Annotated in this window: 23 protein-coding genes; 14 read left to right on the forward strand and 9 right to left on the reverse strand. The window is 72.3% G+C overall.

Annotated elements, in window-relative coordinates:
• Window positions 1-103 precede the first annotated feature (103 nt).
• Window positions 104-397: an MTH1187 family thiamine-binding protein gene (locus IF17_RS0123245; protein WP_030569039.1), complete on the reverse strand. Its 294-nt coding sequence runs from the start codon at window positions 395-397 to the stop codon at window positions 104-106.
• The gene (locus tag IF17_RS0123250; RefSeq protein ID WP_030569041.1) at window positions 394-744 is read right to left on the reverse strand and encodes a DUF3817 domain-containing protein; all 351 of its coding nucleotides are present in this window, start codon (window positions 742-744) and stop codon (window positions 394-396) included. The genes IF17_RS0123245 and IF17_RS0123250 overlap by 4 nt, the downstream gene beginning before the upstream one ends.
• Window positions 745-1,004: 260 nt before the next feature.
• Between IF17_RS0123250 and IF17_RS0123255 the strand changes: the two genes are divergently transcribed.
• The 4 genes from IF17_RS0123255 (at window position 1,005) to IF17_RS0123270 (ending at window position 3,660) form a co-directional block, all read left to right on the forward strand.
• Window positions 1,005-1,637 carry an AIM24 family protein gene (locus IF17_RS0123255; protein WP_030569044.1) on the forward strand — a complete coding sequence of 211 codons (633 nt, stop codon included), beginning with the start codon at window positions 1,005-1,007 and terminating at the stop codon, window positions 1,635-1,637.
• Window positions 1,637-2,287, forward strand: a complete 651-nt coding sequence (locus IF17_RS0123260; RefSeq protein ID WP_030569047.1) for an AIM24 family protein — start codon at window positions 1,637-1,639, stop codon at window positions 2,285-2,287. Before IF17_RS0123255 ends, IF17_RS0123260 begins: the two co-directional genes overlap by 1 nt.
• On the forward strand, window positions 2,284-3,036 hold the full coding sequence (locus IF17_RS0123265) for an AIM24 family protein (protein ID WP_030569050.1): 753 nt from the start codon (window positions 2,284-2,286) through the stop codon (window positions 3,034-3,036). The genes IF17_RS0123260 and IF17_RS0123265 overlap by 4 nt, the downstream gene beginning before the upstream one ends.
• A gap of 147 nt (window positions 3,037-3,183) precedes the next feature.
• Window positions 3,184-3,660, forward strand: coding sequence for a MarR family winged helix-turn-helix transcriptional regulator (locus IF17_RS0123270; RefSeq protein ID WP_030569053.1), 477 nt, complete (start codon window positions 3,184-3,186; stop codon window positions 3,658-3,660).
• Window positions 3,661-3,706: 46 nt separating this feature from the next.
• On the opposite strand, the gene IF17_RS0123275 is transcribed toward IF17_RS0123270, so the two are convergent.
• A complete protein-coding gene (locus IF17_RS0123275) occupies window positions 3,707-5,164 on the reverse strand; it encodes a sensor histidine kinase (RefSeq protein ID WP_030569056.1) in 1,458 nt (485 codons plus the stop codon).
• Window positions 5,161-5,823: a response regulator transcription factor gene (locus IF17_RS0123280; protein WP_030569059.1), complete on the reverse strand. Its 663-nt coding sequence runs from the start codon at window positions 5,821-5,823 to the stop codon at window positions 5,161-5,163. The genes IF17_RS0123275 and IF17_RS0123280 overlap by 4 nt, the downstream gene beginning before the upstream one ends.
• Window positions 5,824-5,942: 119 nt before the next feature.
• Here IF17_RS0123280 and IF17_RS0123285 point away from each other — a divergent pair, with 119 nt between their 5' ends.
• Window positions 5,943-6,674 carry a PepSY domain-containing protein gene (locus tag IF17_RS0123285; RefSeq protein ID WP_030569062.1) on the forward strand — a complete coding sequence of 244 codons (732 nt, stop codon included), beginning with the start codon at window positions 5,943-5,945 and terminating at the stop codon, window positions 6,672-6,674.
• An 81-nt stretch (window positions 6,675-6,755) separates the two neighbouring features.
• Here the strand turns inward: IF17_RS0123285 and meaB are convergent, their stop codons facing one another.
• Both meaB and IF17_RS0123295 read right to left on the reverse strand, forming a co-directional pair.
• Window positions 6,756-7,724 (reverse strand): methylmalonyl Co-A mutase-associated GTPase MeaB, encoded by a 969-nt coding sequence (meaB, locus tag IF17_RS0123290; RefSeq protein ID WP_179115554.1) that lies wholly within the window; start codon window positions 7,722-7,724, stop codon window positions 6,756-6,758.
• A 37-nt stretch (window positions 7,725-7,761) separates the two neighbouring features.
• Window positions 7,762-8,967 carry an acetyl-CoA C-acetyltransferase gene (locus tag IF17_RS0123295; RefSeq protein ID WP_076967976.1) on the reverse strand — a complete coding sequence of 402 codons (1,206 nt, stop codon included), beginning with the start codon at window positions 8,965-8,967 and terminating at the stop codon, window positions 7,762-7,764.
• A 145-nt stretch (window positions 8,968-9,112) separates the two neighbouring features.
• On the opposite strand from IF17_RS0123295, the gene mce reads away from it, so the two are divergent.
• The 7 genes from mce (at window position 9,113) to IF17_RS0123330 (ending at window position 19,036) form a co-directional block, all read left to right on the forward strand.
• Entirely contained in the window at window positions 9,113-9,541 is a 429-nt protein-coding gene (gene mce, locus IF17_RS0123300; RefSeq protein ID WP_030569070.1) for a methylmalonyl-CoA epimerase, read from the forward strand.
• 241 nt (window positions 9,542-9,782) lie between these two features.
• On the forward strand, window positions 9,783-13,676 hold the full coding sequence (scy, locus tag IF17_RS0123305) for a polarized growth protein Scy (RefSeq protein WP_030569074.1): 3,894 nt from the start codon (window positions 9,783-9,785) through the stop codon (window positions 13,674-13,676).
• Window positions 13,677-13,966: 290 nt separating this feature from the next.
• Window positions 13,967-14,905, forward strand: coding sequence for a coiled-coil domain-containing protein (locus IF17_RS0123310; RefSeq protein ID WP_018509889.1), 939 nt, complete (start codon window positions 13,967-13,969; stop codon window positions 14,903-14,905).
• 79 nt (window positions 14,906-14,984) lie between these two features.
• Window positions 14,985-16,037, forward strand: coding sequence for an ATP-binding cassette domain-containing protein (locus IF17_RS0123315; protein ID WP_030569077.1), 1,053 nt, complete (start codon window positions 14,985-14,987; stop codon window positions 16,035-16,037).
• 5 nt (window positions 16,038-16,042) lie between these two features.
• Window positions 16,043-16,822 carry an ABC transporter permease gene (locus IF17_RS0123320; protein ID WP_030569080.1) on the forward strand — a complete coding sequence of 260 codons (780 nt, stop codon included), beginning with the start codon at window positions 16,043-16,045 and terminating at the stop codon, window positions 16,820-16,822.
• 163 nt (window positions 16,823-16,985) lie between these two features.
• Entirely contained in the window at window positions 16,986-18,179 is a 1,194-nt protein-coding gene (locus IF17_RS0123325) for an ABC transporter ATP-binding protein (RefSeq protein ID WP_030569083.1), read from the forward strand.
• The gene (locus IF17_RS0123330; protein ID WP_030569086.1) at window positions 18,176-19,036 is read left to right on the forward strand and encodes an ABC transporter permease; all 861 of its coding nucleotides are present in this window, start codon (window positions 18,176-18,178) and stop codon (window positions 19,034-19,036) included. The genes IF17_RS0123325 and IF17_RS0123330 overlap by 4 nt, the downstream gene beginning before the upstream one ends.
• Before the next feature lie 43 nt (window positions 19,037-19,079).
• Here the strand turns inward: IF17_RS0123330 and IF17_RS0123335 are convergent, their stop codons facing one another.
• Entirely contained in the window at window positions 19,080-19,409 is a 330-nt protein-coding gene (locus IF17_RS0123335) for a hypothetical protein (protein WP_030569090.1), read from the reverse strand.
• 236 nt (window positions 19,410-19,645) lie between these two features.
• On the opposite strand from IF17_RS0123335, the gene IF17_RS0123340 reads away from it, so the two are divergent.
• Window positions 19,646-20,680, forward strand: coding sequence for an LLM class flavin-dependent oxidoreductase (locus IF17_RS0123340; RefSeq protein ID WP_030569093.1), 1,035 nt, complete (start codon window positions 19,646-19,648; stop codon window positions 20,678-20,680).
• Window positions 20,681-20,831: 151 nt separating this feature from the next.
• On the opposite strand, the gene IF17_RS0123345 is transcribed toward IF17_RS0123340, so the two are convergent.
• Window positions 20,832-21,224: an SCO5389 family protein gene (locus IF17_RS0123345; protein WP_003966234.1), complete on the reverse strand. Its 393-nt coding sequence runs from the start codon at window positions 21,222-21,224 to the stop codon at window positions 20,832-20,834.
• Between the two features lie 272 nt (window positions 21,225-21,496).
• On the opposite strand from IF17_RS0123345, the gene nucS reads away from it, so the two are divergent.
• The gene (nucS, locus tag IF17_RS0123350; protein ID WP_026241073.1) at window positions 21,497-22,168 is read left to right on the forward strand and encodes an endonuclease NucS; all 672 of its coding nucleotides are present in this window, start codon (window positions 21,497-21,499) and stop codon (window positions 22,166-22,168) included.
• A gap of 51 nt (window positions 22,169-22,219) precedes the next feature.
• On the opposite strand, the gene IF17_RS0123355 is transcribed toward nucS, so the two are convergent.
• Window positions 22,220-24,772, reverse strand: a complete 2,553-nt coding sequence (locus IF17_RS0123355) for an ATP-binding protein (RefSeq protein WP_030569096.1) — start codon at window positions 24,770-24,772, stop codon at window positions 22,220-22,222.
• Between the last annotated feature and the right edge of the window lie 184 nt (window positions 24,773-24,956).

A 24,956-nucleotide genomic window follows, 5' to 3' on the forward strand; every position in this document is an offset into this window, starting at 1 on the left:
GGTCCGAGTGAGGGGTTTTTGATCCGGGACCGGAAAAGCCCCCGGCCGTGTGGCGCCGGGGGCTTATCGGGTGAACGCGGGGCGGCGGAGGGCCGACGGGGCGTCAGGGGGCGAGATACCGCTCCACCGTCTCGACCTTCGAGGTCAGGCCGTCGGTGACACCGGGCCGGATGTCGGCCTTCAGTACCAGGGAGACGCGTCCGGCGCGGGCTTCGACGGCGGCCACGGCACGCTTGACGACCTCCATGACCTCGTCCCACTCGCCCTCGATCGAGGTGAACATGGCGTCGGTCCGGTTGGGCAGCCCCGACTCGCGGACGACCCGGACGGCGTCGGCGACGTACTCGCCGACGTCCTCACCGACACCGAGCGGGGAGACCGAGAAGGCGACGATCATGCGCTGACCGTGCCCTCGCGGCGGGCGCGGGCGGCGATGACGCCGTCGGCCTCGTACTGCTTCAGGAGCTTGTCGCCGTAGAGGCCGCCGAAGGGGATGACGGCGAGGAGGAAGAACAGTGCGACGCGCTTGAGGGGCCACTTGGCCTTGACCCACACGTCCAGCAGGAACACGACGTAGATCGTGAAGAGGACGCCGTGGATCATGCCGAGGGGCGGCATGAGGAAGTCGATGTCCGAGACCCGCATGAGCAGCGAGCCGAAGATGAGCAGAGCGGGGAAGGAGAGCGCCTCGGGGAGTGAGATGAGGCGCAGCCGGTGCAGGGCGGAAGCGGTCTTGATGTCCACAGGGGCACCTTCGGTGGGAGGGGGTCGTGTGGGCTTGTGAACGCGGGCACAAGCCGCCCCCATTGTGGCATCGCGCGGCCCCGCCCCCGGCGCCGGGGGCCTCCGCGTCCGCGGGCGCGCGTATCGCCGCATATCAGGGCCGGTCAGGGCGCGCATCATCAGGGCCGGTCCAGGTGCGCATCAGGGGAGCATCAGGGGCGTAACGGTTCCGTAGGACCTGGCCGGAGCGCGGGGCGGGCGGCTACCTTCATCGCGTGGCGATGTTCCGACTCCAAGGCAGCAAGACGCTCGCCGTCGATCTGACGGGCGATGTGGTCAAGGCGAAGAACGGCTCGATGGTCGCGTACGACGGCCGGATGAGCTTCAAGAAGCTGTCCGGCGGCGGTGAGGGCCTCCGCGGGATGGTGACCCGCCGGCTGACCGGCGAACAGATGACGGTGATGGAGGTGTCCGGGCAGGGCACCTGCTACTTCGCCGACCGGGCGAGCGAGATCAGCCTGGTCTCCCTGCACGGCGACAAGCTGTACGTGGAGGCGAGCAATCTGCTGGCCACCGACTCCGGCCTGCGCACGGGGACGACGTTCACCGGCCTGCGCGGCGGGGCGAGCGGCAACGGCCTGTTCACCACCACGGTGGAGGGCACCGGCCAGGCGGCGATCATGTCGGACGGGCAGGCGGTCGTGCTGCGGGTGACCCCGCAGTATCCGCTGATGGTCGACCCCGGCGCGTACATCGCCCACCAGGGCCACCTCCAGCAGCACCTCCAGTCCGGGGTGAACTTCCGGACGCTGATGGGCGAGGGCTCGGGCGAGGCGTTCCAGATCCGCTTCGAGGGCGACGGCCTGGTCTACGTACAGCCGAGCGAGCGCAACACCGTCGGGGGCGATGTCTGATGCCGTTCCGCGAGATCAACTCCAAGATGATCGAGGCCACGGTGGTCCCGGGCGAGAAGCTGTTCAGCCAGCGCGGCGCGATGCTGGCCTACCGGGGCGAGGTCTCCTTCACCCCGAACATCCAGGGCGGCCAGGGCGGCTTCGCCTCGATGATCGGCCGCCGGGTGGCCGGCGAGGCGACACCGCTCATGACGGTCGAGGGCTCGGGCACGGTGATGTTCGGCCACGGCGGCCACCACATCCAGGTGATCAACCTGGCCGGCGACACCCTGTACGTGGAGGCCGACCGCCTCCTCGCCTTCGACGGGTCCCTCCAGCAGGGCACGATGTTCATGGGCTCGCAGGGCGGGGTGATGGGCATGGTCCGCGGCCAGGTGACCGGCCAGGGCCTCTTCACCACCACCCTCAAGGGGCACGGCGCGGTCGCGGTGATGGCGCACGGCGGGGTGATCGAGCTGCCGATCACCCCCGGCCGGGACGTCCACGTCGACCCGCAGGCGTACGTCGCCCACCACGGGGACGTACGCAACAAGCTCTCCACCGCCGTCGGCTGGCGGGACATGGTGGGACGCGGCTCCGGCGAGGCGTTCCAGCTGGAGCTGAGCGGGAACGGCGCGGTGTACGTCCAGGCATCCGAGGAGAAGCTGTGAGCACGCCTGTGGTCTTCGATCCGATGACGCTGCCGTCGGACGACAACGTCAACTCCTACACCTTCTGCGTGGAGCTCAAGGGGAGCCGGTGGTTCCTGCAGAAGGGGAAGATGATCGCCTACTACGGGCAGATCAACTTCGACGGCATCGGGCACGGCCGGTTCGACCGGCTGGTGCGCTCCAGCTTCCACTCGCCGCTGCACGCGAGTGACTGGGTGGTGGCCGAGGGCAGCGGGAAGATGCTGCTGGCCGACCGGGCCTTCGATGTGAACTCCTTCGACCTGGAAGAGGGCAACCTGACGATCCGGTCGGGGAATCTGCTGGCGTTCGACCCGTCGCTCGCGCTGAAGCAGTCGATCGTGCCCGGGTTCGTGACGCTGATCGGTACGGGGAAGTTCGTGGCCGCGTCGAACGGGCCGGTGGTCTTCATGGAGCCGCCGCTGCGGGTCGATCCGCAGGCGCTGGTGGGCTGGGCCGACTGCCCCTCGCCGTGCCACCACTACGACCACGGGTACATGACGGGCGTGATGGGCGGAATCCGGTCATTGACGGGGATCGGCGGGGTATCGGGCGAGGAGCACCAGTTCGAGTTCGTGGGGGCGGGCACGGTGCTGCTCCAGTCCAGTGAGGCCTTGATGGCCGAACAGGCGACGGGTGCGGTGCCGGGCGAACCGGGCGTTCCGGGTGGCGGATCCGCACCGCGCATGCCCGGCCAGCTGGGGGACCTCCAGCGTCGCTTCGGTTTGTGAGCGGTAGGCTGCGGAGTGTGACGTCGAACGTCTGCGCCCAGCCGTCGGTCCTTGCCAACAGCCCTGCCGTCGCTCCGGCGATTCCGGGGTGCCTGCCGTCACACCTTAATTTCGTCCGGCTTTCAACATCTTAGGTAGAATCGATATATGGAGACCGAGACGGCCACCCGCTGGCTGAGCGACACGGAGCAGTGCGCCTGGCGCACCCACCTGGACGTCAGCAGGCTGCTGATGCACCAGCTGGAGAAGGACCTCCAGCCGTTCGGCCTGACCATGAACGACTACGAGATCCTGGTCAACCTCTCCGAATCCGAGGAACAGCGGATGCGGATGAGCGACCTCGCCGCCGCCACCCTGCAGTCCAAGAGCCGGCTCTCGCACCAGATCACCCGGATGGAGAGCGCGGGCCTGGTCCGCCGTACGCACTGCGAGTCGGACCGGCGTGGGCTGTTCGCGGTCCTCACCGAGCTGGGCGCGGAGACCATGCGCAAGGTCGCCCCGCACCACGTCGAATCGGTGCGCAACCACTTCATGGACCTGCTCTCCCCGGAGGCCCTGGCGCAGCTGCACGCGGCGCTGACGCCGATCGCGGAGCACCTGCGGGGGCGGCGCGGGAAGCCGTGACGCGTACGGCCTGACCGGTGCTCCCGAAGCGTCGGTCGGGCCGCGTTCACGCCGCGCGCGGCAGCTGGAGGCGGAACGCGGCGCCGCCCTCCGGGGCCCGGTGGACCGTGAGCGTTCCGCCGTGGCGCGTGGCCACGTCCCGGGCGATGGCGAGGCCGAGACCGGCACCGCCGTCGTCGCGGCTGCGGGCGTCGTCCAGCCGGACGAACCGCTCGAAGATCCGCTCCCGCTCGTCCTCCGGCACGCCCGCCCCGTCGTCGCGGACCTCCACGCGCACCCCGGCCCCGTCGGCCGCCACCCGGACGGCGACCAGGCTCTCCGCGTGCCGCTGGGCGTTGTCCAGCAGGTTGCCGACGACCCGGGCCAACTGCCCGCGTGACCCGTTCACCTCGTACGAAGCGTCCTCGGCCGCCTCCACCTCCACCGTCACCGCGATCCTGTCCCCGGTCCGCTGGGACACCTCCTCGCGCACCAGCGCCCCCACCTCCAGGCGGGCGGCCCCGGGCTTCTCCCCCGCGTCCAGCCGGGCCAGCAGCAGCAGATCCGCCGCCAGCACCTGGAGGCGTACGGTGTCGGCGACCGCGCCCGGGAGGTCCAGCAGCTCCGGGTGGGCCTCGGCCACCTCCAGCTGGGTACGGAGCGAGGCGATCGGGGAGCGCAGCTCGTGCGAGGCGTCCGCGACGAACCGCCGCTGCCGCTCCACGGACGCCTCCAGGGCGGTGAGCGTCTCGTTGGTCGTCCGGGCCAGCGCGGCGATCTCGTCGCGTGAGCCGGGCTCCGGGACGCGGCGGGCCAGGTCCTCGGAGGCGGTGATCGCGGCCATCTCGCGGCGGATCCCCTCGACGGGCCGCAGTGCGCGCCGGGTCACCAGCCAGGTCACCCCGGCAACGACGGCCAGCAGGAGCGGCAGCCCGGTCAGCATGGCCCCGCGTACGGTGTTCACGGCCTCCTGCTCGGCGGCGAGCGGGGCGCCCGCGTGGACGGTCAGGGTGAGTCCGGCGGGGGTGGTGGCCTCGACGGCGGCGAACCGGTAGTCGGCCTGCTTGCCGTCCACGGTGGCGGTGCCGTCGGAGAAGTCCGGGTCGTCGGAGGAGACCTCGCCGCGTGCGGGCCGCGCGCTGTCGCCCCCGTCATCGTCGTCGCCGTCATCGTCGTCGTCCCCGGGCGAGGGGGTGGCTCCGGCCGAGGCGGAGGGTACGGGGCTGACGCCCGTCGAGGCGGTCCCGGAGATGGCCCGCAGCCCCTTGGAGACGAAGACCACCCGCCCCTCCTCGTCGGTCACCTGGACCGGGTGGTCCTCCTCGTCGTCCAGGTCCAGATCGGCGTAGGCGGTGTCCAGGGCCAGCTGTCCGGCCACCTCGCGGGCGGCCACCTCCGCCTGGAGGTCCGCCTGGTCGATCAGGTTGGTCCGCAGGACGGAGAGCACGGCGAGCCCGGCGGCGACCAGGGCGACGGCGACGACCAGGGTGGCGCCGATGGCGGCCCTGGCCCGGACCGACCTCATCCCGCCTCCAGGCGATAACCGGCGCCCCGCACCGTACGAATAGAAGCAGCGCCCAACTTGCGGCGCAGGGTGGAGATGTAGACCTCCACGATGTTCGGGTCGCCGTCGTAGGCGAAGTCCCAGACGTGCTCCAGGATCTCCGCCTTGCTGATCACCTGGCCCGCACGCAGGGCGAGTTGCTCGAGGACCGCGAACTCCTTGGCGGTGAGGGCGTATTCGTCCTCGCCCCGGTGGACGCGGCGGGCGGCGGTGTCGATGCGGAGGGTGCCGACGGTCAGCACGGGGGCGGCGGTTCCGGCGCCTCGGCGGCGCAGCAGGGCGCGGACCCGGGCGACGAGGACGACATAGCTGAAGGGCTTGGTCAGGTAGTCGTCGGCGCCGGTGTCGAGCCCCTCGGCCTCGTCGTACTCGCCGTCCTTGGCGGTCAGCATGAGGATCGGCACCTCGTGCCCGGCGGCGCGCAGGGCACCGCAGACCCGGTAGCCGTTCATGCCGGGCAGCATGATGTCGAGGATGACCAGGTCGTAGCCGCCCTCGCTCGCCCGGTGGAGCCCTTCGAGCCCGTCGTGCACGACATCCACGGCGAAGCCCTCGGCGGTGAGTCCCCGGGCGAGGGACACCGCGAGACGCTTCTCGTCCTCCACGATCAACAGGCGCATGCGCACAGCCTCGCAAACTCCACCTGAAGACGCCTTCAGGTGGCTTCAGGCTGCGTTCAGCATCAGGTCGGCAGTGTGGACCCCGTCAACCAGCACAGCAGCTCTCGGGGAGGAACCTCATGAAGCGCAACGTCACCATCGCAGCCGTCACCGCCGCCGTTCTCATCGGCGGCACGGCCGCCGCCACCGTCGCCTTCGCGGACAGCGACGGGGACCGCGACCGGACGTCCACCAGGAGCGCGAGCACCGTGAGCCTCGCCGATGACCGGGACGACCGTACGGACGACGCTTCCGACGACCGGTCGGACGACCGCGCTCCGGCCGCCGCGAAGGGCTCCGGGATCTCCCTGGACCAGGCCGTCGCCGCCGCGCTGAAGAGCGTGCCGGGCACGGTCACCCAGGCCGAACTGGACCGGGACGACGACGACCACGACGGCCGTACGGTGTGGGAGCTGGACGTCCGAGGCTCCGACAAGAAGTGGCACGACGTCACGGTGGACGCCGACAACGGCAAGGTCCTGAAGACCCGCGACGACGACAACGACGACCGCGACGACCACGCGCCCCGCTCGTCCACGGTCACCCTGAAGCAGGCGGCGGACGCGGCACTGAAGACCGCGCCGGGCAGCATCACGTCGATCGGCCTGGACGACGATGACGATGACGACGGCAAGGGCAGCAAGGGCAACGTCCTGCGCTGGGACGTCGACATCGCCGGCAAGGACGGCAAGAGCCACGAGCTGCGGGTCGACGCGAAGACCGGCAAGGTCACGGTGGACCGGGACGACGACGGCGACGACCGGGACGACAGCGCGGACGACCGCGACGACCGCGACGGCGACGACGACTGACCGCCCGCCGCCCGGAACCTCCTCAGCACCACGGCCCCGTATCGCAGCCGCGATACGGGGCCGTTCGGCGTCACCGCAGGCTCAGGAGCTCCCCGTCAGCCCCGCCACCAGTTCGTCCGCCGCCGCGTACGGGTCCAGGTCCCCCGCAACGATGCGTTCGGCCAGGGCGTGCAGGCGGCGGTCGCCGCGCAGGTCCGCGATCCTCTCGCGGAGCGCGGTGACCGCGATCGTCTCGACCTCGTGGGACGCGCGGGCCGCGCGGCGCTCGGCCAGGACGCCGTGCTCCTCCATCCAGGCGCGGTGCTTCTCCAGGGCCTCCACGACCTCGTCGATGCCCTCGCCCCGGGCCGCGACCGTCTTCACGATCGGGGGGCGCCAGTCGCCGGGGCCGCGGGACTCCCCCAGGCCGAGCATGTGGTTCAGCTCGCGGGCGGTGGCGTCGGCGCCGTCGCGGTCGGCCTTGTTGACCACGTAGACGTCACCGATCTCCAGGATTCCGGCCTTGGCCGCCTGGATGCCGTCACCCATGCCGGGGGCGAGCAGGACGACGGAGGTGTCGGCCTGGGAGGCGATCTCCACCTCGGACTGGCCGACGCCGACCGTCTCGACGAGGACCACGTCGCAGCCCGCCGCGTCCAGCACCCGGATCGCCTGCGGGGCCGACCAGGCGAGGCCGCCCAGGTGGCCCCGGGTGGCCATGGAGCGGATGTAGACGCCGGGGTCGGAGGCGTGGTCCGACATCCGGACCCGGTCGCCCAGCAGCGCGCCGCCGGAGAACGGCGAGGACGGGTCGACGGCCAGGACGCCGACCCGCTTGCCCGCCCGGCGGTAGGCGGAGACCAGGGCCGAGGTGGAGGTGGACTTGCCGACGCCGGGCGAGCCGGTCAGCCCGACGACGTAGGCGTGGCCGGCCAGCGGGGCCAGCGCGGCCATCACCTCCCGGAGCTGCGGGGACGCCCCCTCCACCAGCGAGATCAGCCGGGCCACCGCACGCGGCCTGCCTGCTCGCGCCTGCTCGACCAGCGTGGGGACGTCCACGTCCACGTTCACCGCTCCGTTCGCCTTGCCCTGGAACCCGTACGGGTACTTACTTGCCCGGGACGCGGATGATCAACGCGTCACCCTGACCGCCGCCGCCGCACAGCGCGGCCGCACCCGTGCCGCCGCCGCGCCGCTTCAGCTCCAGGGCCAGGTGCAGCACGACCCGGGCGCCGGACATGCCGATCGGGTGGCCGAGCGCGATGGCGCCGCCGTTGACGTTGACCTTGTCCGGGGTGACGCCGAGGTCCTTCATGGACTGGACGGCGACGGCGGCGAAGGCCTCGTTGATCTCGATCAGGTCGAGGTCCTCGACGGCCAGGCCGTCCTTCTTCAGGGCGTGCCGGATGGCGCCCGAGGGCTGCGACTGGAGGGAGTTGTCCGGGCCCGCGACGTTTCCGTGGGCGCCGATCTCGGCGATCCACTCCAGGCCCAGCTCCTCGGCCTTCGCCTTGCTCATGACGACGACCGCGGCGGCCCCGTCGGAGATCTGCGAGGAGGTGCCCGCGGTGATCGTGCCGTCCTTGGCGAAGGCGGGGCGCAGCTTGCCGAGGGACTCGACGGTCGTCTCGGGGCGGATGCCCTCGTCCTTCGCGAAGACGACGGGCTCGCCCTTGCGCTGCGGGATCTCGACCGGGGTGATCTCGGCCTCGAAGATCCCGTTCTTCTGGGCGGCGGCGGCCCGCTGGTGGGAGAGGGCGCCGATCTCGTCCTGGGCGGTGCGGTCGAGGCCGAGGCGGCTGTTGTGCTTCTCGGTGGACTCGCCCATGGGGATGTTCTCGTACGCGTCGGTGAGACCGTCGTAGGCCATCGAGTCGAGCATCTCGATCGCACCGTACTTGTAGCCCTCGCGGGACTTGGGGAGCAGGTGCGGGGCGTTGGTCATGGACTCCTGGCCGCCCGCGACCACGACGTCGAACTCACCGGCGCGGATGAGCTGGTCGGCGAGTGCGATGGCGTCGAGCCCGGAGAGACACACCTTGTTGATGGTGAGCGCGGGGACGTTCATCGGGATGCCGGCCTTGACGGCGGCCTGGCGGGCGGGGATCTGGCCCGCGCCGGCCTGGAGCACCTGGCCCATGATCACGTACTGGACCTGGTCGCCGCCGATACCGGCCCGGTCCAGCGCCGCCTTGATCGCGAAGCCGCCGAGGTCGGCCGCGGAGAAGCTCTTCAGGGAGCCGAGGAGACGGCCCATGGGCGTCCGGGCGCCCGCGACGATCACTGAGGTGGTGGTACCGGTCGTTGCTGGCATGGGCTCGGCCCCTTGGGATCGGATGTGAACGAGGGTTTACCTGAATGTACTGAGCGGTACCGCGCCCGTCATCCGGCAGCCGGTGTGACGGCGCGCACGTTGCGTAACCGTGGCGGGAGCGGGGGTGCGAAGCCATGCTGAATCCATGCTGACGCGTATCGACCACATCGGGATCGCCTGTTTCGACCTGGACAAGACGGTGGAGTTCTACCGTGCCACGTACGGATTCAAGGTGTTCCACAGCGAGATCAACGAGGAGCAGGGCGTCCGGGAGGCCATGCTCAAGATCAACGAGACCTCGGACGGCGGGGCTTCGTACCTCCAGCTCCTTGAGCCGACCCGGGAGGACTCGGCCGTGGGCAAGTGGCTGGCGAAAAACGGGGAGGGCGTCCACCACATCGCCTTCGGTACGGCGGATGTGGACGGGGACGCCGCGGACATCCGCGAGAAGGGCGTCCGCGTGCTGTACGACGAGCCCAGGACGGGTTCGATGGGGTCCCGGATCACGTTCCTGCACCCCAAGGACTGCCACGGCGTCCTCACCGAACTGGTCACGAGCAGCCCGGAGCACTGACCCGGCACATACCCGGCCCGGTAGAGTGGGCGGTTCCGGGCCGGGGCCGGGTCGGGGCCGTACCGCGTCCTCGTCGTTTGTCTGTCACCATTCCCCGGGGGACCGCTCGTCGGCGAGCGGTCCTGTGCGGAGTTGCGACCAGGGTTGGGGTCTCCCCCTGCTCAATGGGGCATCCCCTGCTCGAACGAAGTTGAGAGCTTGGGGAAGAAGTTGAGAGCTCGGGGAAGGATGGGACCGCGCAGTGCGGGGCTACGAAAGCCAGGAGAGCCACCGAGCTGAAGACGACCATCTCTCGCGGTTCGAAGCCGAGATGGACCGGCTGAGGACCGACCGGGAGAAGGCCGTCCAGCACGCCGAGGACCTCGGTTACCAGGTCGAGGTCTTGCGCGCCAAGCTGCACGAGGCGCGGCGCAGTCTGGCGACCCGTCCCGCCTACGACAGCGCGGACATGGGCTACCAGGCCGAGCAGATGCTGCGGAACGCGCAGATCCAGGCCGAGCAGCTGCGCAGCGACGCCGAGCGCGAGCTGCGCGAGGCCCGGGCCCAGACGCAGCGCATACTCCAGGAGCACGCCGAGCATCAGGCGCGCCTCCAGGCGGAGTTGCACAACGAGGCCGTCCAGCGCAGGCAGCAGCTCGACCAGGAGCTGGCCGAGCGCCGGCAGACCGTCGAGTCGCACGTCAACGAGAACGTCGCCTGGGCCGAGCAGCTGCGGGCCCGCACCGAGTCGCAGGCCCGCCGCCTGCTGGACGAGTCCCGCGCCGAGGCCGAGCAGGCGCTCGCCGCCGCCCGGGCCGAGGCCGCCCGGGTGGCCGAGGAGACCCGGCAGCGCGTCGGCTCGGAGGCCGAGAGCGCCCGGGCCGAAGCCGAAGCGATCCTGCTGCGCGCCCGCAAGGACGCCGAGCGCATGCTCGGCGCCGCCTCCGCGCAGGCCCAGGAGGCCACCAGCCACGCGGAGCAGCTGCGCTCCAGCACCACCGCGGAGACCTCGCAGGCCCGCCAGCAGACGGCCGAGCTGAACCGGGCCGCCGAGCAGCGGCTCCAGGAGGCCGAGACCCGGCTGCGCGAATCCCGTCTCGAGGCCGAGAAGGTCCTCGCCGAGGCGAAGGACGCGGCCGCCAAGAAGCTGGCCGCCTCCGAGTCGCAGAACGAGCAGCGCACCCGTACCGCCAAGTCGGAGATCGCCCGGCTGGTCGGCGAGGCCACCAAGAGCGCCGAGACGCTCAAGGAGGAGGCCGAGCAAGCCCTCGCCGACGCCCGCGCCGAGGCCGAGCGCGTGGTCGCCGAGGCGGCCGAGAAGGCCCGTACGGTGGCCGCCGAGGACGCCGCCGCCCAGCTCGCCAAGGCCGCCCGCTCCGCCGAGGAGGTCCTCACCAAGGCCTCCGAGGACGCGCGGTCGACGACGAGGGCCGCGAGCGAGGAAGCCGAGCGGATCCGCCGCGAGGCGGAGGCCGAGGCGGACCGGCTGCGCGGCGAGGCCGCCGAGCAGGCGGACGAGCTCAAGGGCGCGGCCAAGGACGACACCAAGGAGTACCGGGCCAAGACGGTCGAGCTCCAGGAGGAGGCCCGCCGGCTGCGCGGCGAGGCCGAGCAGCTGCGCTCCGAGGCGGTCGCCGAGGGCGAGCGCATCCGGGGCGAGGCCCGCCGTGAGGCGGTCCAGCAGCTGGAGGAGGGCGCGCGCAAGGCGGAGGAGCTGCTGACCGAGGCCCGCTCCGATGCGGACGAGCTGCGCACCAAGGCGAACGGCGAGAGCGAGCGCATCCGCGCCGAGGCCGCCGAGCGCGCGGCCACCCTGCGCAAGCAGGCCGAGGAGACGCTGGAGCGCACCCGCGCCGAGGCCGACAAGCTGCGGGCCGAGGCCGAGGAGCAGGCGGAGGCCACCACAGCCGAGGCCGAGCGGGCCGCCGCCGAGCTGCGCGAGGAGACCGAGCGCGCGGTCGCCGCCCGGCAGGCCGAGGCCGCCGACGAGCTGAACCGGCTGCACACCGAGGCGGAGACCCGGCTCGCCGCCGCCGAGGAGGCCCTCGGCGAGGCGCGTACGGAGGCGGAGCGGATCCGCCGCGAGACGAACGAGGAGGCCGAGCGGCAGCGCGCCGAGGCCGCCGAGCGCGTCCGTACGCTGACCGAGCAGGCCGAGGCGGAGGCCGAGCGGCTCCGTGACGAGGCCGCGGCGGACGCCTCGCAGTCGCGTGCCGAGGGCGAGAACATCGCCGTACGGCTGCGGAGCGAGGCCGCCGCCGAGGCCGAGCGGCTGAAGACCGAGGCGCAGGAGACCGCCGACCGGGTGCGGGCCGAGGCCGCGGCCGCCGCCGAGCGGGTCGGGGCCGAGGCGGCCGAGGCGCTGGAGGCCGCCCAGGAGGAGGCCACGCGCCGCCGCCGGGAGGCCGAGGAAATTCTCGGCGCCGCCCGTACGGAAGCGGGCCAGGAGCGCGAGCGGGCCCGCGAGCAGAGCGAGGAGCTGCTGGCCTCCGCCCGTAAGCGGGTGGAGGAGGCGCAGGCCGAGGCGCAGCGGCTGGTCGAGGAGGCGGACGCCCGGGCGACCGAGCTGGTCTCGGCGGCCGAGCAGACCGCCCAGCAGGTGCGGGACTCCGTCTCCGGCCTCCAGGAGCAGGCCGAGGAGGAGATCGCCGGGCTGCGCTCGACGGCGGAGCATGTCGCGGAGCGCACCCGTACCGAGGCGCAGGAGGAGGCGGACCGGGTCCGCGCCGACGCGCACGCCGAGCGGGAGCGGGCCGTCGAGGACGCCGTACGCCTGCGCCAGGAGGCGAACGAGGAGGCGGCCCGGCTCCGGCAGGAGGCCCACGACGAGACCGAGGCGGCCAAGGCGCTGGCCGAGCGGACGGTCTCCGACGCGATCACCGAGTCCGAGCGGCTGCGCGCGGACACCTCGGAGTACAGCCAGCGGGTGCGTACGGAGGCGTCGAACGCCCTCGCCTCGGCGGAGCAGGACGCGTCGAAGGCCCGGGCCGAGGCGCGGCAGGACGCCAACCGGATCCGTTCGGAGGCGGCGGCCCAGTCGGACCGGCTCATCGGTGAGTCGACGACCGAGAGCGAGCGCATCCGCAACGAGGCCGCCCAGGCGTCCGAGCAGCTCGTCGTCGAGGCCACGACGGAGGCCAACCGGCGCCGCAAGGACGGAGCCGAGCAGGCCGACCGGATGCTGGCCGAGGCCACCGAGGAGGCCGAGCGGCTCCGTACGGAGGCGGCCGAGCACCTCGGCTCCGCGCAGGAGCACGCCGCCCGCACCCGCGAGGAGGCCGAACGGCTGCGCAGCGAGGCGGAGTCGGCGGCGGAGGAGCTGAACTCGCAGGCCCGGCAGGAGGCGGACCGGGTGCTGGACGAGGCGCGCGAGGCAGCGGCCAAGCGCCGGGCGGACGCGGCGGAGCAGGCGGACCAGCTCATCAACAAGGCCCGCGAGGAGGCGCTGCGTACGGCCACCGAGGCCGAGACGCAGGCCGACACGATGGTCGGCGCGGCCCGGAAGGAGGCCGAGCGGATCACCTCGGAGGCGACGGTCGAGGGCAACACCCTCGTGGAGCGCTCCCGTGCGGACGCCGACGAGCTGCTGGTCGGCGCCCGGCGTGACGCGACCCAGATCCGGGAGCGGGCCGAGGAGTTGCGGGCCCGGCTGGAGAGCGAGATCGAGGAGCTCCACGAGCGGGCCCGCCGCGAGACGTCCGAGCAGATGAAGACCGCCGGCGAGCGCGTCGACAACCTGATGAAGGCGGCGACCGAGCAGCGCGACGAGGCCGAGGCGAAGGCCAAGGAGCTGATCGCGGAGGCCAATTCGGAGGCGAGCAAGGTCCGGATCGCCGCGGTGAAGCGGGCCGAGTCGCTGCTGAAGGAGGCCGAGACCAAGAAGGCCGGGCTGATCCGCGAGGCGGAGAAGCTGCGGGCCGACGCGGCGGCCGAGGCCGAGAAGACGGTCGCCGAGGGCAAACGCGAGCTGGATGTCCTGGTGCGCAGGCGCGAGGACATCAATACGGAGATCTCCCGTGTCCAGGACGTGCTGGAGGCGTTGGAGTCTTTCGAGACTCCGGGCGGCGGCGCGAAACCGGTGCCCGGCCCGTCGGGAGGCGGCAAGGCTCCCGCGGCGGCGGGCACGCGCTCGGGGGGCAAGTCCTCGGAGAGGTAGCGGTCGTACGGGGGGCGGCGCGGCGGAGAACGTACGGGGGATGGCGGAAGCCGTACGGGGGGAGCAGCAGACGTACGGGGGAGAACAGAGCAGGATGTCCGGGGCGGCAGGCGTACGGGGGCGCGTGCTTCGTCATGGACATTCAAACCTTCGAGTGGCAAGCACTCCGGGGGTCAGCCACTCAAAAGGGGTGTCATTCTCCAGATCAAACCAGTATCTGCACGCTGACACGCCGCTATGGCCCCTAGGATTCCCTTATCACCTCACCGGTCTCATTCGACAGGAACCCCATGAGTGACCCTTCCTCCCCCTTCGGCTTCGAGCTCGTGCGACGTGGTTACGACCGCGGTCAGGTGGACGACCGCATCACCAAGCTCGTCGCCGACCGTGACAGTGCCCTGGCGCGCATCACGTCTCTGGAAAAGCGCATCGAGGAACTGCACCTCGAAACGCAGAACGCCCAGGCCCAGGTGAACGACGCCGAGCCGTCGTACGCCGGGCTCGGTGCACGTGTCGAGAAGATCCTCCGCCTCGCCGAGGAGGAGGCCAAGGACCTGCGTGAGGAGGCCCGCCGCGCCGCCGAGCAGCACCGCGAGCTGGCCGAGTCGGCCGCCCAGCAGGTGCGCAACGACGCGGAGTCCTTCGCGGCCGAGCGCAAGTCGAAGGCCGAGGACGAGGGCGTCCGCATCGTCGAGAAGGCGCAGGGCGAGGCGAACACGCTCCGCTCCGACGCCCAGAAGGACGCCCAGCAGAAGCGCGAGGAGGCGGACGCCCTCTTCGAGGAGACCCGCGCCAAGGCCGCGCAGGCCGCCGCCGACTTCGAGACGAACCTCGCCAAGCGGCGCGAGCAGTCGGAGCGCGACCTCGCGTCCCGTCAGGCCAAGGCCGAGAAGCGTCTCGCCGAGATCGAGCACCGCGCCGAGCAGCTCCGCCTGGAGGCCGAGAAGCTCCGCACGGACGCCGAGCGCCGGGCCCGTCAGACGGTGGAGACCGCGCAGCGCCAGGCCGAGGACATCGTGGCCGACGCCAACGCCAAGGCCGACCGGATCCGCAGCGAGTCCGAGCGCGAGCTGGCGGCGCTCACCAACCGCCGCGACTCGATCAACGCGCAGCTGACCAACGTCCGCGAGATGCTGGCGACGCTGACCGGTGCCGCGGTGGCCGCCGCCGGCTCCCCGGTGGACGACGAGCCCGCCCAGCGCGGTGTTCCGGCCCAGCAGACCCGCTGACCCCGGAGCGGCTCCTTTCCGCGCGCCCGGTTCCGCCTTTGTGGTGGCGCCGGGCGCGCGGCCGTTCTAGCGTGTCCGCATGATCGAGCTCGAGGGACTGACCAAACGATTCGGCAGCAAGGTTGCCGTCGACCATCTGACGTGCCAGGTCAGGCCGGGTATGGTGACCGGTTTTCTGGGCCCCAACGGGGCGGGCAAATCGACCACCATGCGCATGATGCTCGATCTGGACAACCCGACCAGCGGTACGGTGCGCATCGACGGCAAGCACTACCACGAGCTGCAGGAACCGCTGAAGTACATCGGAGCGTTGCTCGACGCCAAGTCGATGCACGGCGGCCGCAGCGCGTACAACAACCTGCTCTGTCTGGCGCAGAGCAACCGCATCCCGAGCAGCCGGGTCGACGAGGTGCTCGACACCGTCGGTCTGAGCGGGGTGGCGAAGAAGAAGTCCAAGGGCTTCTCCCTCGGCATGGGCCAGCGCCTCGGCATCGCCTCCGCGCTGCTGGGCGACCCTGAGATCCTGATGTTCGACGAACCGGTCAACGGCCTGGACCCCGAGGGGATCCACTGGATCCGCAACCTGATGAAGGCGCTCGCCGCCGAGGGCCGGACCATCTTCGTCTCGTCCCACCTGATGAGCGAAATGGCGCTGACCGCCGACCATTTGATCGTGATCGGCCAGGGCAGGCTGCTCGCCGACACCTCGATGGCGGACTTCATCCACGAGAACTCCCGCAGTTACGTACGGCTGCGCTCGCCGCAGCAGGAGCGGCTGCGGGACGTCCTGCACCAGGAGGGCTTCACCGCCGTCGAGGCGGACGGCGGCACCCTGGAGATCGACGGCGCCACCACCGAGGAGCTCGGTGAGCTGGCGGCCCGTCACCAGGTCGTGCTGCATGAGCTGAGCTCCCAGCGGGCCTCCCTGGAGGAGGCGTTCATGCAGATGACCGCCGGCTCCGTGGAGTACCACGCCCACTCCGGACCGGGCGGCGCCGAACCCCCGCCGACGGTGGGGGCGGGCTGGGGCGAGGGCTGGCAGCAGCCGGGCGGGACCGCCGCACCCGGCACCACCGCACCGGGCACCACCACGCCCGGCTCCGTCGACGGCACCGAGAACAAGGGGGCCTGACGACGATGGCTTCGGTACCCGCGGTCCTCAACTCCGAGTGGACCAAGATCCGTACGGTCTCCTCCACCACCTGGACGCTCATCTGCGCGTTCGCCGTCACGGTCGCCATGAGCGCGGCCCTGTGCGCCCTGCTGAACGCGACGTTCGACGACCTCTCCGAGGCCGAGCAGGCCACCTTCGACCCGACGCTGGTCAGCTTCTCCGGTACGGTCCTGGGCCAGCTCGCCATGGTCGTGTTCGGGGTGCTCGTGGTCGGTACGGAGTACAGCTCCGGCATGATCCGCACCTCGCTGGCGGCCGTGCCGCAGCGCGGGACGCTCCTCTTCAGCAAGATCACCGTGGCCGGGGTGCTGGCCCTCGTGGTCGGCCTGTTGACGAGCTTCGTCTCGTTCTTCCTCGGCCAGGCCCTGCTGGGCGACCGGGGCACCGACCTCGGCGCGGACAACGTGCTCCGCGCGGTCGTCGGCGCCGGTCTCTACATGGGGCTGATCGCGATCTTCTCCATGGGCGTCACGGCGATGCTGCGCAGCTCCATGCTGTCGCTGGGCATCCTGGTGCCGTTCTTCTTCCTGATCTCGCAGATCCTGATCGCGGTGCCGTACGCCAAGGACGTCGCCCGGTACTTCCCCGACCAGGCCGGGTCGAAGATCATGCAGGTGGTCCCGGAGGCGATGGGCAGCGACCCGTCGCCGTACGGGCCGTGGGCCGGTCTCGGGATCATGGTCGCCTGGGTGGTGGCGGCGGTGCTCGGCGGCTACCTGGTCCTGAAGAACCGGGACGCGTAGCGGGCCGGGGAGAGCGCCGCCGGTCCGTGTGACGGCCCGCTCGCGGGCTGTGCGGAACTTGGCCGGAACCGTCAAGGCCTGGTTATCCTCCTAACTCTTACGGGGGGTGTGCGGCCATGCGGCCCGAGCCCCGAACGACAGAGTGAGTCGATGGGGCTGGAGAATGATCGAGGCAGTCGGCCTGACCAAGCGCTACGGCGCGAAGACGGCCGTGGACGACCTTTCCTTCCAGGTGCGGCCGGGGGCCGTCACCGGCTTCCTCGGTCCGAACGGGTCGGGCAAATCCACGACCATGCGGATGATCCTCGGCCTGGACCGGCCGACGGCGGGCCATGTGACGATCGGCGGGCACCCGTACCGGAGCCTGCCGAACGCTCCGCGCCAGGTGGGCGCGCTGCTGGACGCCAAGGCGGTGCACGGCGGACGGACCGCCCGCGCCCACCTGCTGTCGCTGGCCCAGCTGGCCGGGATCCCGGCCCGGCGGGTGGATGAGGTGCTGGGCGTCGTCGGGCTCAGGGACGTCGCCAAGCGCCGCTCCAGCGGCTTCTCCCTCGGGATGGGGCAGCGCCTCGGGATCGCCGCGGCGCTGCTCGGCGACCCGCAGGTGCTGCTCTTCGACGAGCCGGTCAACGGTCTCGACCCCGAGGGCATCCACTGGGTCCGCAATCTGATGAAGACGCTGGCGGCCGAGGGCCGCACGGTCTTCGTCTCGTCCCACCTCATGAGCGAGATGGCCCTCACCGCCGACCACCTGATCGTGATCGGGCGCGGCCGGCTGCTCTCCGACATGAGCGTCACCGACTTCATCTCGGCGAACTCCGCCGACTTCGCCCGGGTCCGGGTCCCCGAGAACGCCCCCCAGGAGCGGGAGAAGCTGACGTCCTCGCTCATCGAGGCGGGCGGCAGCGTGATGTCCGAGCCGGACGGCGCCCTGCGCGTCACCGGCCTCCCGCTGCCGAGGATCAGCGACCTGGCCCACGGCGCCGACGTACGGCTCTGGGAGCTGTCGCCGCACCGGGCCTCGCTGGAGGAGGCGTACATGCGGATGACGCAGGGCGTCGTGGACTACCGCTCGACGGACGACGCCAAGGCCGGGCTCCTGGAGCCCCCGCAGGCGCCGTACGGGGCCTACGGGCCCTACGGGGACGCTCAGGGCGGTTACGGGGCCGCGCCCGGCGCGCCCGGCCACGGACAGCCCCAGCCGGCGGAGGCGCCGCAGCAGAGCTGGTACGCCCCGCCGCCGCCCGGGCAGAACCCGTACGCCACCCCCGGCCACGCGGCCGCACCGCACCCGGCCGCCCCCGAACCCTCCCCCGCCGACGCGGCCGGGACGAAGACCAGCGAGGACCCCCGATGACGACGCCGGCCGCCCCGCGCGCCCACGAGCAGCAGCCTCAGCCGCAGCCGCCGCACGGCCTGCTGGGTTACTACGAGTCGCCCATCCCGATCCGCCGCGCCACCCTCGGCGACGCGATCGCCTCGGAGTGGACGAAGATCCGCTCCGTCCGCTCCACGCTGTGGACCCTGGGCGTGATGATCGTGCTGATGGTGGCGATCGGGCTGATGTCCGCGCTGCTTATCGCCGCCGCCGACACCGACCTGGCCGGCGAGCCGGTCGTGGCCCTCGGCTTCTTCGGGGTGCTGCTGGGCTCGATCTGTGTGATCACCCTCGGCGTGCTGACCATCGGCTCCGAGTACAGCACCGGCATGATCCGTACGACGCTGACGGCCTGCCCGAGCCGGGCCCGGGTGCTGACGGCGAAGGCGATCGTCTTCTTCCTGCTCGCCTTCGTCATCACCACGGTGACCGCCACGGTCGTCGCGGGGTTCCAGACGGCGATCCTGGGCGCAGGTCTCGACTCCGGCTCGGTGTGGCTGCGCGCCACCGTCGGGGTCGGGCTCTACATCGCGGCCCTCGGCCTGGTGTCGCTGGCCGTCGGCGCGATCATCCGGCACTCGGCGGGCGCCATCACGGTCATGATCGCCGTGGTGCTGCTGCCGCTGGTCCTCGCGCTGTTCATGTTCTCCGACAGCCTGCGCGGACTGCAGCGCTTCCTCTTCGAGTACTCGATCCCCAACCAGCTCGGCGCGCTCTACGGCTCGACGGTCACCGAGTCCGGCCCGTCCGGCTGGGAGCCGCTGCTGCTGATGCTGGGCATCGCGGCCGTGGCCCTGGGCGGCGCCTACCTGGCGCTGGACCGGCGCGACGTCTGAGCTGGCACTGCACCGGCGCGACGTCTGAGAGAACGTACGGCGCTCAGTAGCGCGGCGCGTTACGGGACCGCTGCACCCGCGTGGTGCGGCGGTCCTTCGCGTTCCAGCAGGCCTTGTGCCAGTGCCTGCGGTCCTCGATGCCGCCGAACTCGGGCCAGGCGACGAGGTGCGGGACGCCGGAGGGGATCTCCTGGTCGCAGCCGGGGCAGCGGTACCGCTTGCCCTGGGCGCTCGCGCCGCTCACCGGGCGCACCGACCACTCCTCGCCCTGCCAGCTCTCGGTGGCCCCTCCCCCGCCGTACCTCCCCAGCGCCGTACCGGGATGCTCGTCGGGACTCTCGCCGCCACGGGGGCGGTTGCGGCGCGGGGACACAGGACACCTCACGGGGGCTGCTCGGGCACGGTTCGCTTCAAGCCTAGAGGCTGGCACCGGGGGCAGGTGCCGGGTGGGGCGGACGGCACGATCCCGTACGGGATCCGGCGCGATCGGGCACGGGAGTGAGTTAGCGGAAAATCGCAACAACTTCGCCCCGGACCGTGCCTTTGGCACGTGTCAGACGTTGTTGCCAGTGGGGGAGACACGCGTCGGCCGCAAGGAGGCAACACGCGATGCGCATCGGAACGTTCGTTCTGGCAGCTCAGTTCCCGGGCCAGGGGCCGGGCGAGGCCCTGCACCGGGCCGTCCGGTCCGCCGAGGCTGCGGAGGAGTCCGGGCTCGACTCGGTGTGGCTCGCCGAGCACCACTTCGTGCCGTACGGGGTCTGCCCGTCCGCCACCACGCTGGCCGCGCTGCTGCTCGGCCGGACCCGGCGGATCCGGGTGGGCACCGCCGTCAGCGTGCTGCCCAACCACCACCCGGTCGCCCTCGGCGAGCAGGCCGCGCTGCTGCATCTGACCAGCGGCGGACGGTTCTCGCTCGGGGTGGGCCGGGGCGGGCCGTGGGTGGACCTGGAGGTCTTCGGCGGCGGTCTCGACGCGTACGAGAACGGCTTCCCCGAGGCGCTGGAGCTGCTGCTCGACTGGCTGCGGGAGCCACGGGTCGCCGGGCGCGGGGGGCGGTTCGGCTTCCGCGAGGTGGCGGTGGTGCCGCGCGCGGACGACTTGCTGGACGACGGCTCTGCCCCTGGGCCCGAGGTGATCGTGGCGTGCACCTCGCCGAAGACCGTGCGGCTGGCGGCGAGCAGGGCACTGCCGATGCTGCTGGGCATGCACTGCGGGGACGAGGAGAAGGCGGAGATGGTCGCCCTGTGGCGTACGGCGGCCCGGGAGGCCGGTCATCCGCCGGAGGTGGTCGAGGGGGCCGCACATGTGTCCGCGGGGGTGGCCCAGATCGCGGACGGGCCCGGGGACGCCACGGAGACGCTGGTGAAGACGATGCCCGGGTGGCTGCGCCAGGGGCTGGACGCCCATGTCACGGTCGACGACCGGCACCGCGTGATGCGGGACCCCGTCGCGTACACGGAACTGCTGTGCGGGCTGCACCCGGTGGGCCCGCCCCAGCTGGCCGCCGACCGGCTCGCGGCCACGGCCGAGCGGACCGGCATCACCCGCTTCGCCCTCCTGGTAGAGGGGTCGGGCGACCTCGCGGCGACCGAGGAGAACGTACGGCGCCTCGGCGCGGACGTGCTGCCGCTGCTCACCTGACCTGCGCCTGTGCATGGAGGAGACGACCTCGCGGTTGAGCGTGATGCGTGATGCGTTAAGCGGTGGAACGTGGAGCGTGGTGCGGTGGTACGGGAGCTGCCGCCCCGGAGCCAGTTGCACCTCCCGCGGCCCGAAGCGGCAGCAGAAGCGTTCAGCAGTCCCGTAGTTCGGGCGACTGGTTGAGCAACTGGCCCCTCACCGAAGTGAACTTGGCCAGCCGGTCGTCGACCGAGGCGTCCAGCGGGAACACCGCGACGCGGTGGCAGTTCTGGAAAGCGATACGCACTCCGAAGTGCCGCTGGAGCGCGCCGCGTATCGCATCACTCGCGAGCGCACGCAGCAGCTGACCACGTGCCTGCTCGTCCGGCGGCGGCGTCTGGTTGTCGGCGAACTGGCCGCCGTCCACCTTCAGCTGAGCCACCAGAGAGCTGATCATCTCCCACGCGAAAGGCAGGGAGGTCCGGACGCAGTCGACGAAGTCGGCTTCGTCGACCTCGCCTCGCTCGGCCTGTTCCAACAGCGCCGGTGAGACGTCGAGCGACATGGGTTCTCCTCTCGCGACCCCGGACGGTGACCGGGGCCTTACGGGCAGGGAAGAAGGGCGACGACGCAGCGTGCACGGGCGGCGACCTCCTGCATCCACGGTAAGTGTGCGGGAGGAGCCGCACCAGGAGATTGGGAACACAACCGGCCACGATCGAAGGGGCGCAAAGAGGGGCAAGCCCGCTGGGCCGACCGGCGGTGAGGAGCGAGTGACAGGGGTCGACGGATGGGGAAATCGCGCCGGGCCCCCGTCGTCGAGTAGCGTTGCCGACCATGCGTCTCGTCATCGCCCGTTGCTCCGTCGACTACGCGGGCCGGCTCACAGCCCACCTGCCCTCCGCCCCCCGTCTGATCCTGGTGAAGGCGGACGGCAGCGTCTCGATCCACGCCGACGACCGGGCGTACAAACCGCTCAACTGGATGTCCCCGCCGTGCACCCTGAAGGAGGGCACCGGCGAGGAGGCCGGTGTCTGGACCGTGGTGAACAAGGCGGGCGAAAAACTGATCATCACGATGGAGGAAATCCTCCACGACTCCTCGTACGAGCTGGGCGTCGACCCGGGGCTCATCAAGGACGGCGTGGAGGCGCACCTCCAGGAGCTGCTCGCCGACCGGATCGAGATCCTCGGCGAGGGCCACACCCTGATCCGCCGTGAGTACCCCACCGCCATCGGCCCGGTGGACATCCTCTGCCGCGACGCGAACGGCGGGACGGTCGCCGTGGAGCTGAAGCGGCGCGGCGACATCGACGGTGTGGAGCAGCTGACCCGCTATCTGGAGCTGCTCAACCGCGACCCGCATCTCGCGCCGGTCCGGGGCGTCTTCGCGGCCCAGGAGATCAAGCCGCAGGCGCGCGTGCTCGCGACCGACCGGGGCATCGGCTGCCTGGTCCTCGACTACGACGCGATGCGCGGCATCGAGGACGACAAGCTGCGCCTGTTCTGACCGACCGTCCACGGCCGGGTGTCCCCCACAGGGGCACCCGGCTTCCGTGTGTCAGGCCGCCGCCTCGGTGGGGTCGTCGCTCTCGGCCGGGGCTTCGGTGGTGGCCGTGGCGGTGGCGGTGGCCGACTCGGCGGGGCCGCTGGCGGAGGAGGAGGTGTCCGGCGGGGGCGGGGCCGGGGGCTCTTCGGTCGGCGTCTCGGTCGGCGGGGTCGGCTCCGGCTCCGACTCGGTGGGCGTCACGCTCGGGCTGGTGCTCGTGGACGGCGAGGGCGCGGGAGGGGAGCTCTTGGTCGGGGTGGGCGCACCCGACGTGCTGCGGCTCGGCGTGCTCGACGGCTCCCCCGTACCCGGTGAGCTGCCGTCCGGCGACGAGGGGGCCGGGGAGGGCGAGCCGGAGGTGCTGGGCGTGGCGGATCCCGAGGTGCCCGGGGTGGCGGGTACCTCCTCGCCGGGCGCCCCGTCGTCGGGCGCGGGGCCGTCGTCCGGCTCGTCGGCGGGGGACGCGTCGTCGGGGGTGGACTCGGGGGACGACTGCTCGGTGGTGACGTTACGGCTGCCGCCCGGCTCCTCGGGGTCGCCCGCGGTGAGGCCGAGGGTGACGACGGTGCCGAGCACGGCGATCAGCAGCGCTCCCGCCCCGGCGGCGGCCAGGTTGCGCCGGGCGCCGCCCAGGATCGCGCGCCCGCCGCCCGGCTTCGGTGCGGCGGCCGGGAACGGGGCCACCACGGTCGGGTCCTCGTCCACCGTCTGCCGGGCGAAGAGCGGCGCGGCCGGGAGGCCGGTCGGCGGCGTACCGGCGAGGAGGTCGTGGCGTACGGCGGGCACCTCGTCGCCCGTCCGGGGCCGGACCGGGGGCGCGAAGCCGCCGGAGCGGTCCGCGACCAGGGCGAGGGCGCGGCGGCCGGCCACCGCACCGGACTTGTCGGCGAGCGCGCCGCGCATGGAGATCGAGGTCTCCAGCTCCGTACGGGCCCGGTCGAGGTTGCCGGAGCAGAGCGCGAGGACGCCCAACTCGTGGTGGAAGTACGCCTCTTCGGCGACCTCACCGGCGATCCTGGCGGCCTCCTGGCCCGCCCTGAGCGCCTTCTCCCAGGCGCCCCAGCTCAACCCCGCCGCGAGCGCCGGAGCGGCGCTGCGGGCCAGCAGGACGGCCGCGCTGGCCTGGCCCGCCTCGGCGTCGGGGACGAGGCGGCCCATCGCGGCGACGATCGCGTCGGCCTCGGCGACGGCCCGCTGCGGGGTGACCGAGGGGTGGGAGACCCACCAGGCGTAGTGCTGGGCGGCCGTACGGGCGTGGGCGGCGGCCTCCTCCGCGTACCCGCCGGCCTCCAGCTGGGCGAGGACACCGGCGGCGAGCCGGTAGCGGGGGCCGGCCGGGGAGAGCAGTCCGCAGCCCGCGAGTTCGCCGAGGGCGGCGTCCGCGTGGGTGTCGCCCACGAGGGCCGGCAGATGGGCCTGGTGGGGCACCTCGCCGCCGAGCGCGACGGTGAAGCGCAGGGTCTCGCGGGCCGCCTCGCTGAGCCGGGAGGCGAGCAGGACGGCGGGCGCCGCCCCTTCGCCGAGGCTCGGCAGCGGCACGTCCAGGGTCTCGGGGGTGGGCGCTTCGGGGACCGGCGGCGCGTCGTCCGGGCGTGGCTCGAAGTAGTCGTACTCGTCGAAGGCCGCGGGGTCCGTGTTGAGCAGGTCGCGCTGGCGCAGCAGCGATCCGGCCTGGACGAAGCGGAGCGGCAGCCCCTCGGACTCGAACCAGAGGTCGCCCGCCCAGTTCCGCTCGTCCTCGGTGAGGGGGCGCTCGACGACCTTGGCCAGCAGCTCCAGCGAGGCGGCGCGGCCGAGGCCGGCGAGGAGGACCTCCTCCAGGTGGGCGTCGACGCCGGGCGGGGCGAGGTCGGGTGTGGTGCCGAAGAGGAAGGCGCACTCGGGGGTGGCTTCCAGGAGTCCGTCGAGGGCGGCCCCGCCGATCTCCAGGTCGTCGACGATCACGACGGCGCCGATGGAGCGGACGAGGGCGAGCAGTCCCTCGGGTCCCGGGCGGTGGAGCGGGGCGTGGTGGATGGCGTCGAAGAGGCCGTACAGCAGGTCGGCGGCGGTGCGCCGGTGGCCGCTGAGCCGGACGACACCGTCGGGGGCCAGGTCCGTGCAGTCGGCGGCGACGGCGTCGAGGAGCGCGGTGCGGCCGGAGCCGGCCTGGCCGGTGAGGCGGACGCTGCGGCCGCGGGCCAGCAGGCTCACCAGCCTCTCGCGCTCCTCCTGGCGTTCCAGCAGGGGGAGCTGCGGGGCGGGCGGGCCCGCCGGGACGGGCGGTGCGCCGGCGCGCTCGTGGTCGGCGCGTTCGGCGGGGGTGCGGCGGACGGGCGCTTCGGGCTCCGAGCCGGGCGGGCAGGCCTCGACCTCGCTGCCGTCGACGGGGTTGACCGTGAGCAGGAGGTCCCCGACCGTGACCTGGACGACGCGGACCTGCTGCGGCGTCGGCTGGCCGAAATCGGCGGCGTTGGACTCCCGGGACGGCCGGCGACGGCCGTCGGAGCGGTCGGAGTCGTCCGGGCCGTCGGAGCCGCCGGGGGTCCGCCCGTACTTTCCCGGCCCCTGGTGTGTCGGGTCCATCAACAAGTCCCCCAGACGCGTCGCGCTCGGTCAGTCCCTCCGGCCTCGCACGCCCCGCTGTCGCTTCCGGTCCGGTGTCTGCCTCGGGTGGGTGTCATGGGGCAGACGGCCGAACCCTAGACCTTCGCACAGTATCCACGCACGGGCGGGGTGCCATGCCGTCCGGGACGTCACATTCCGGTGA

It is taken from the genome of Streptomyces cyaneofuscatus (assembly GCF_000718135.1).
GTDB lineage: Bacteria > Actinomycetota > Actinomycetes > Streptomycetales > Streptomycetaceae > Streptomyces > Streptomyces cyaneofuscatus.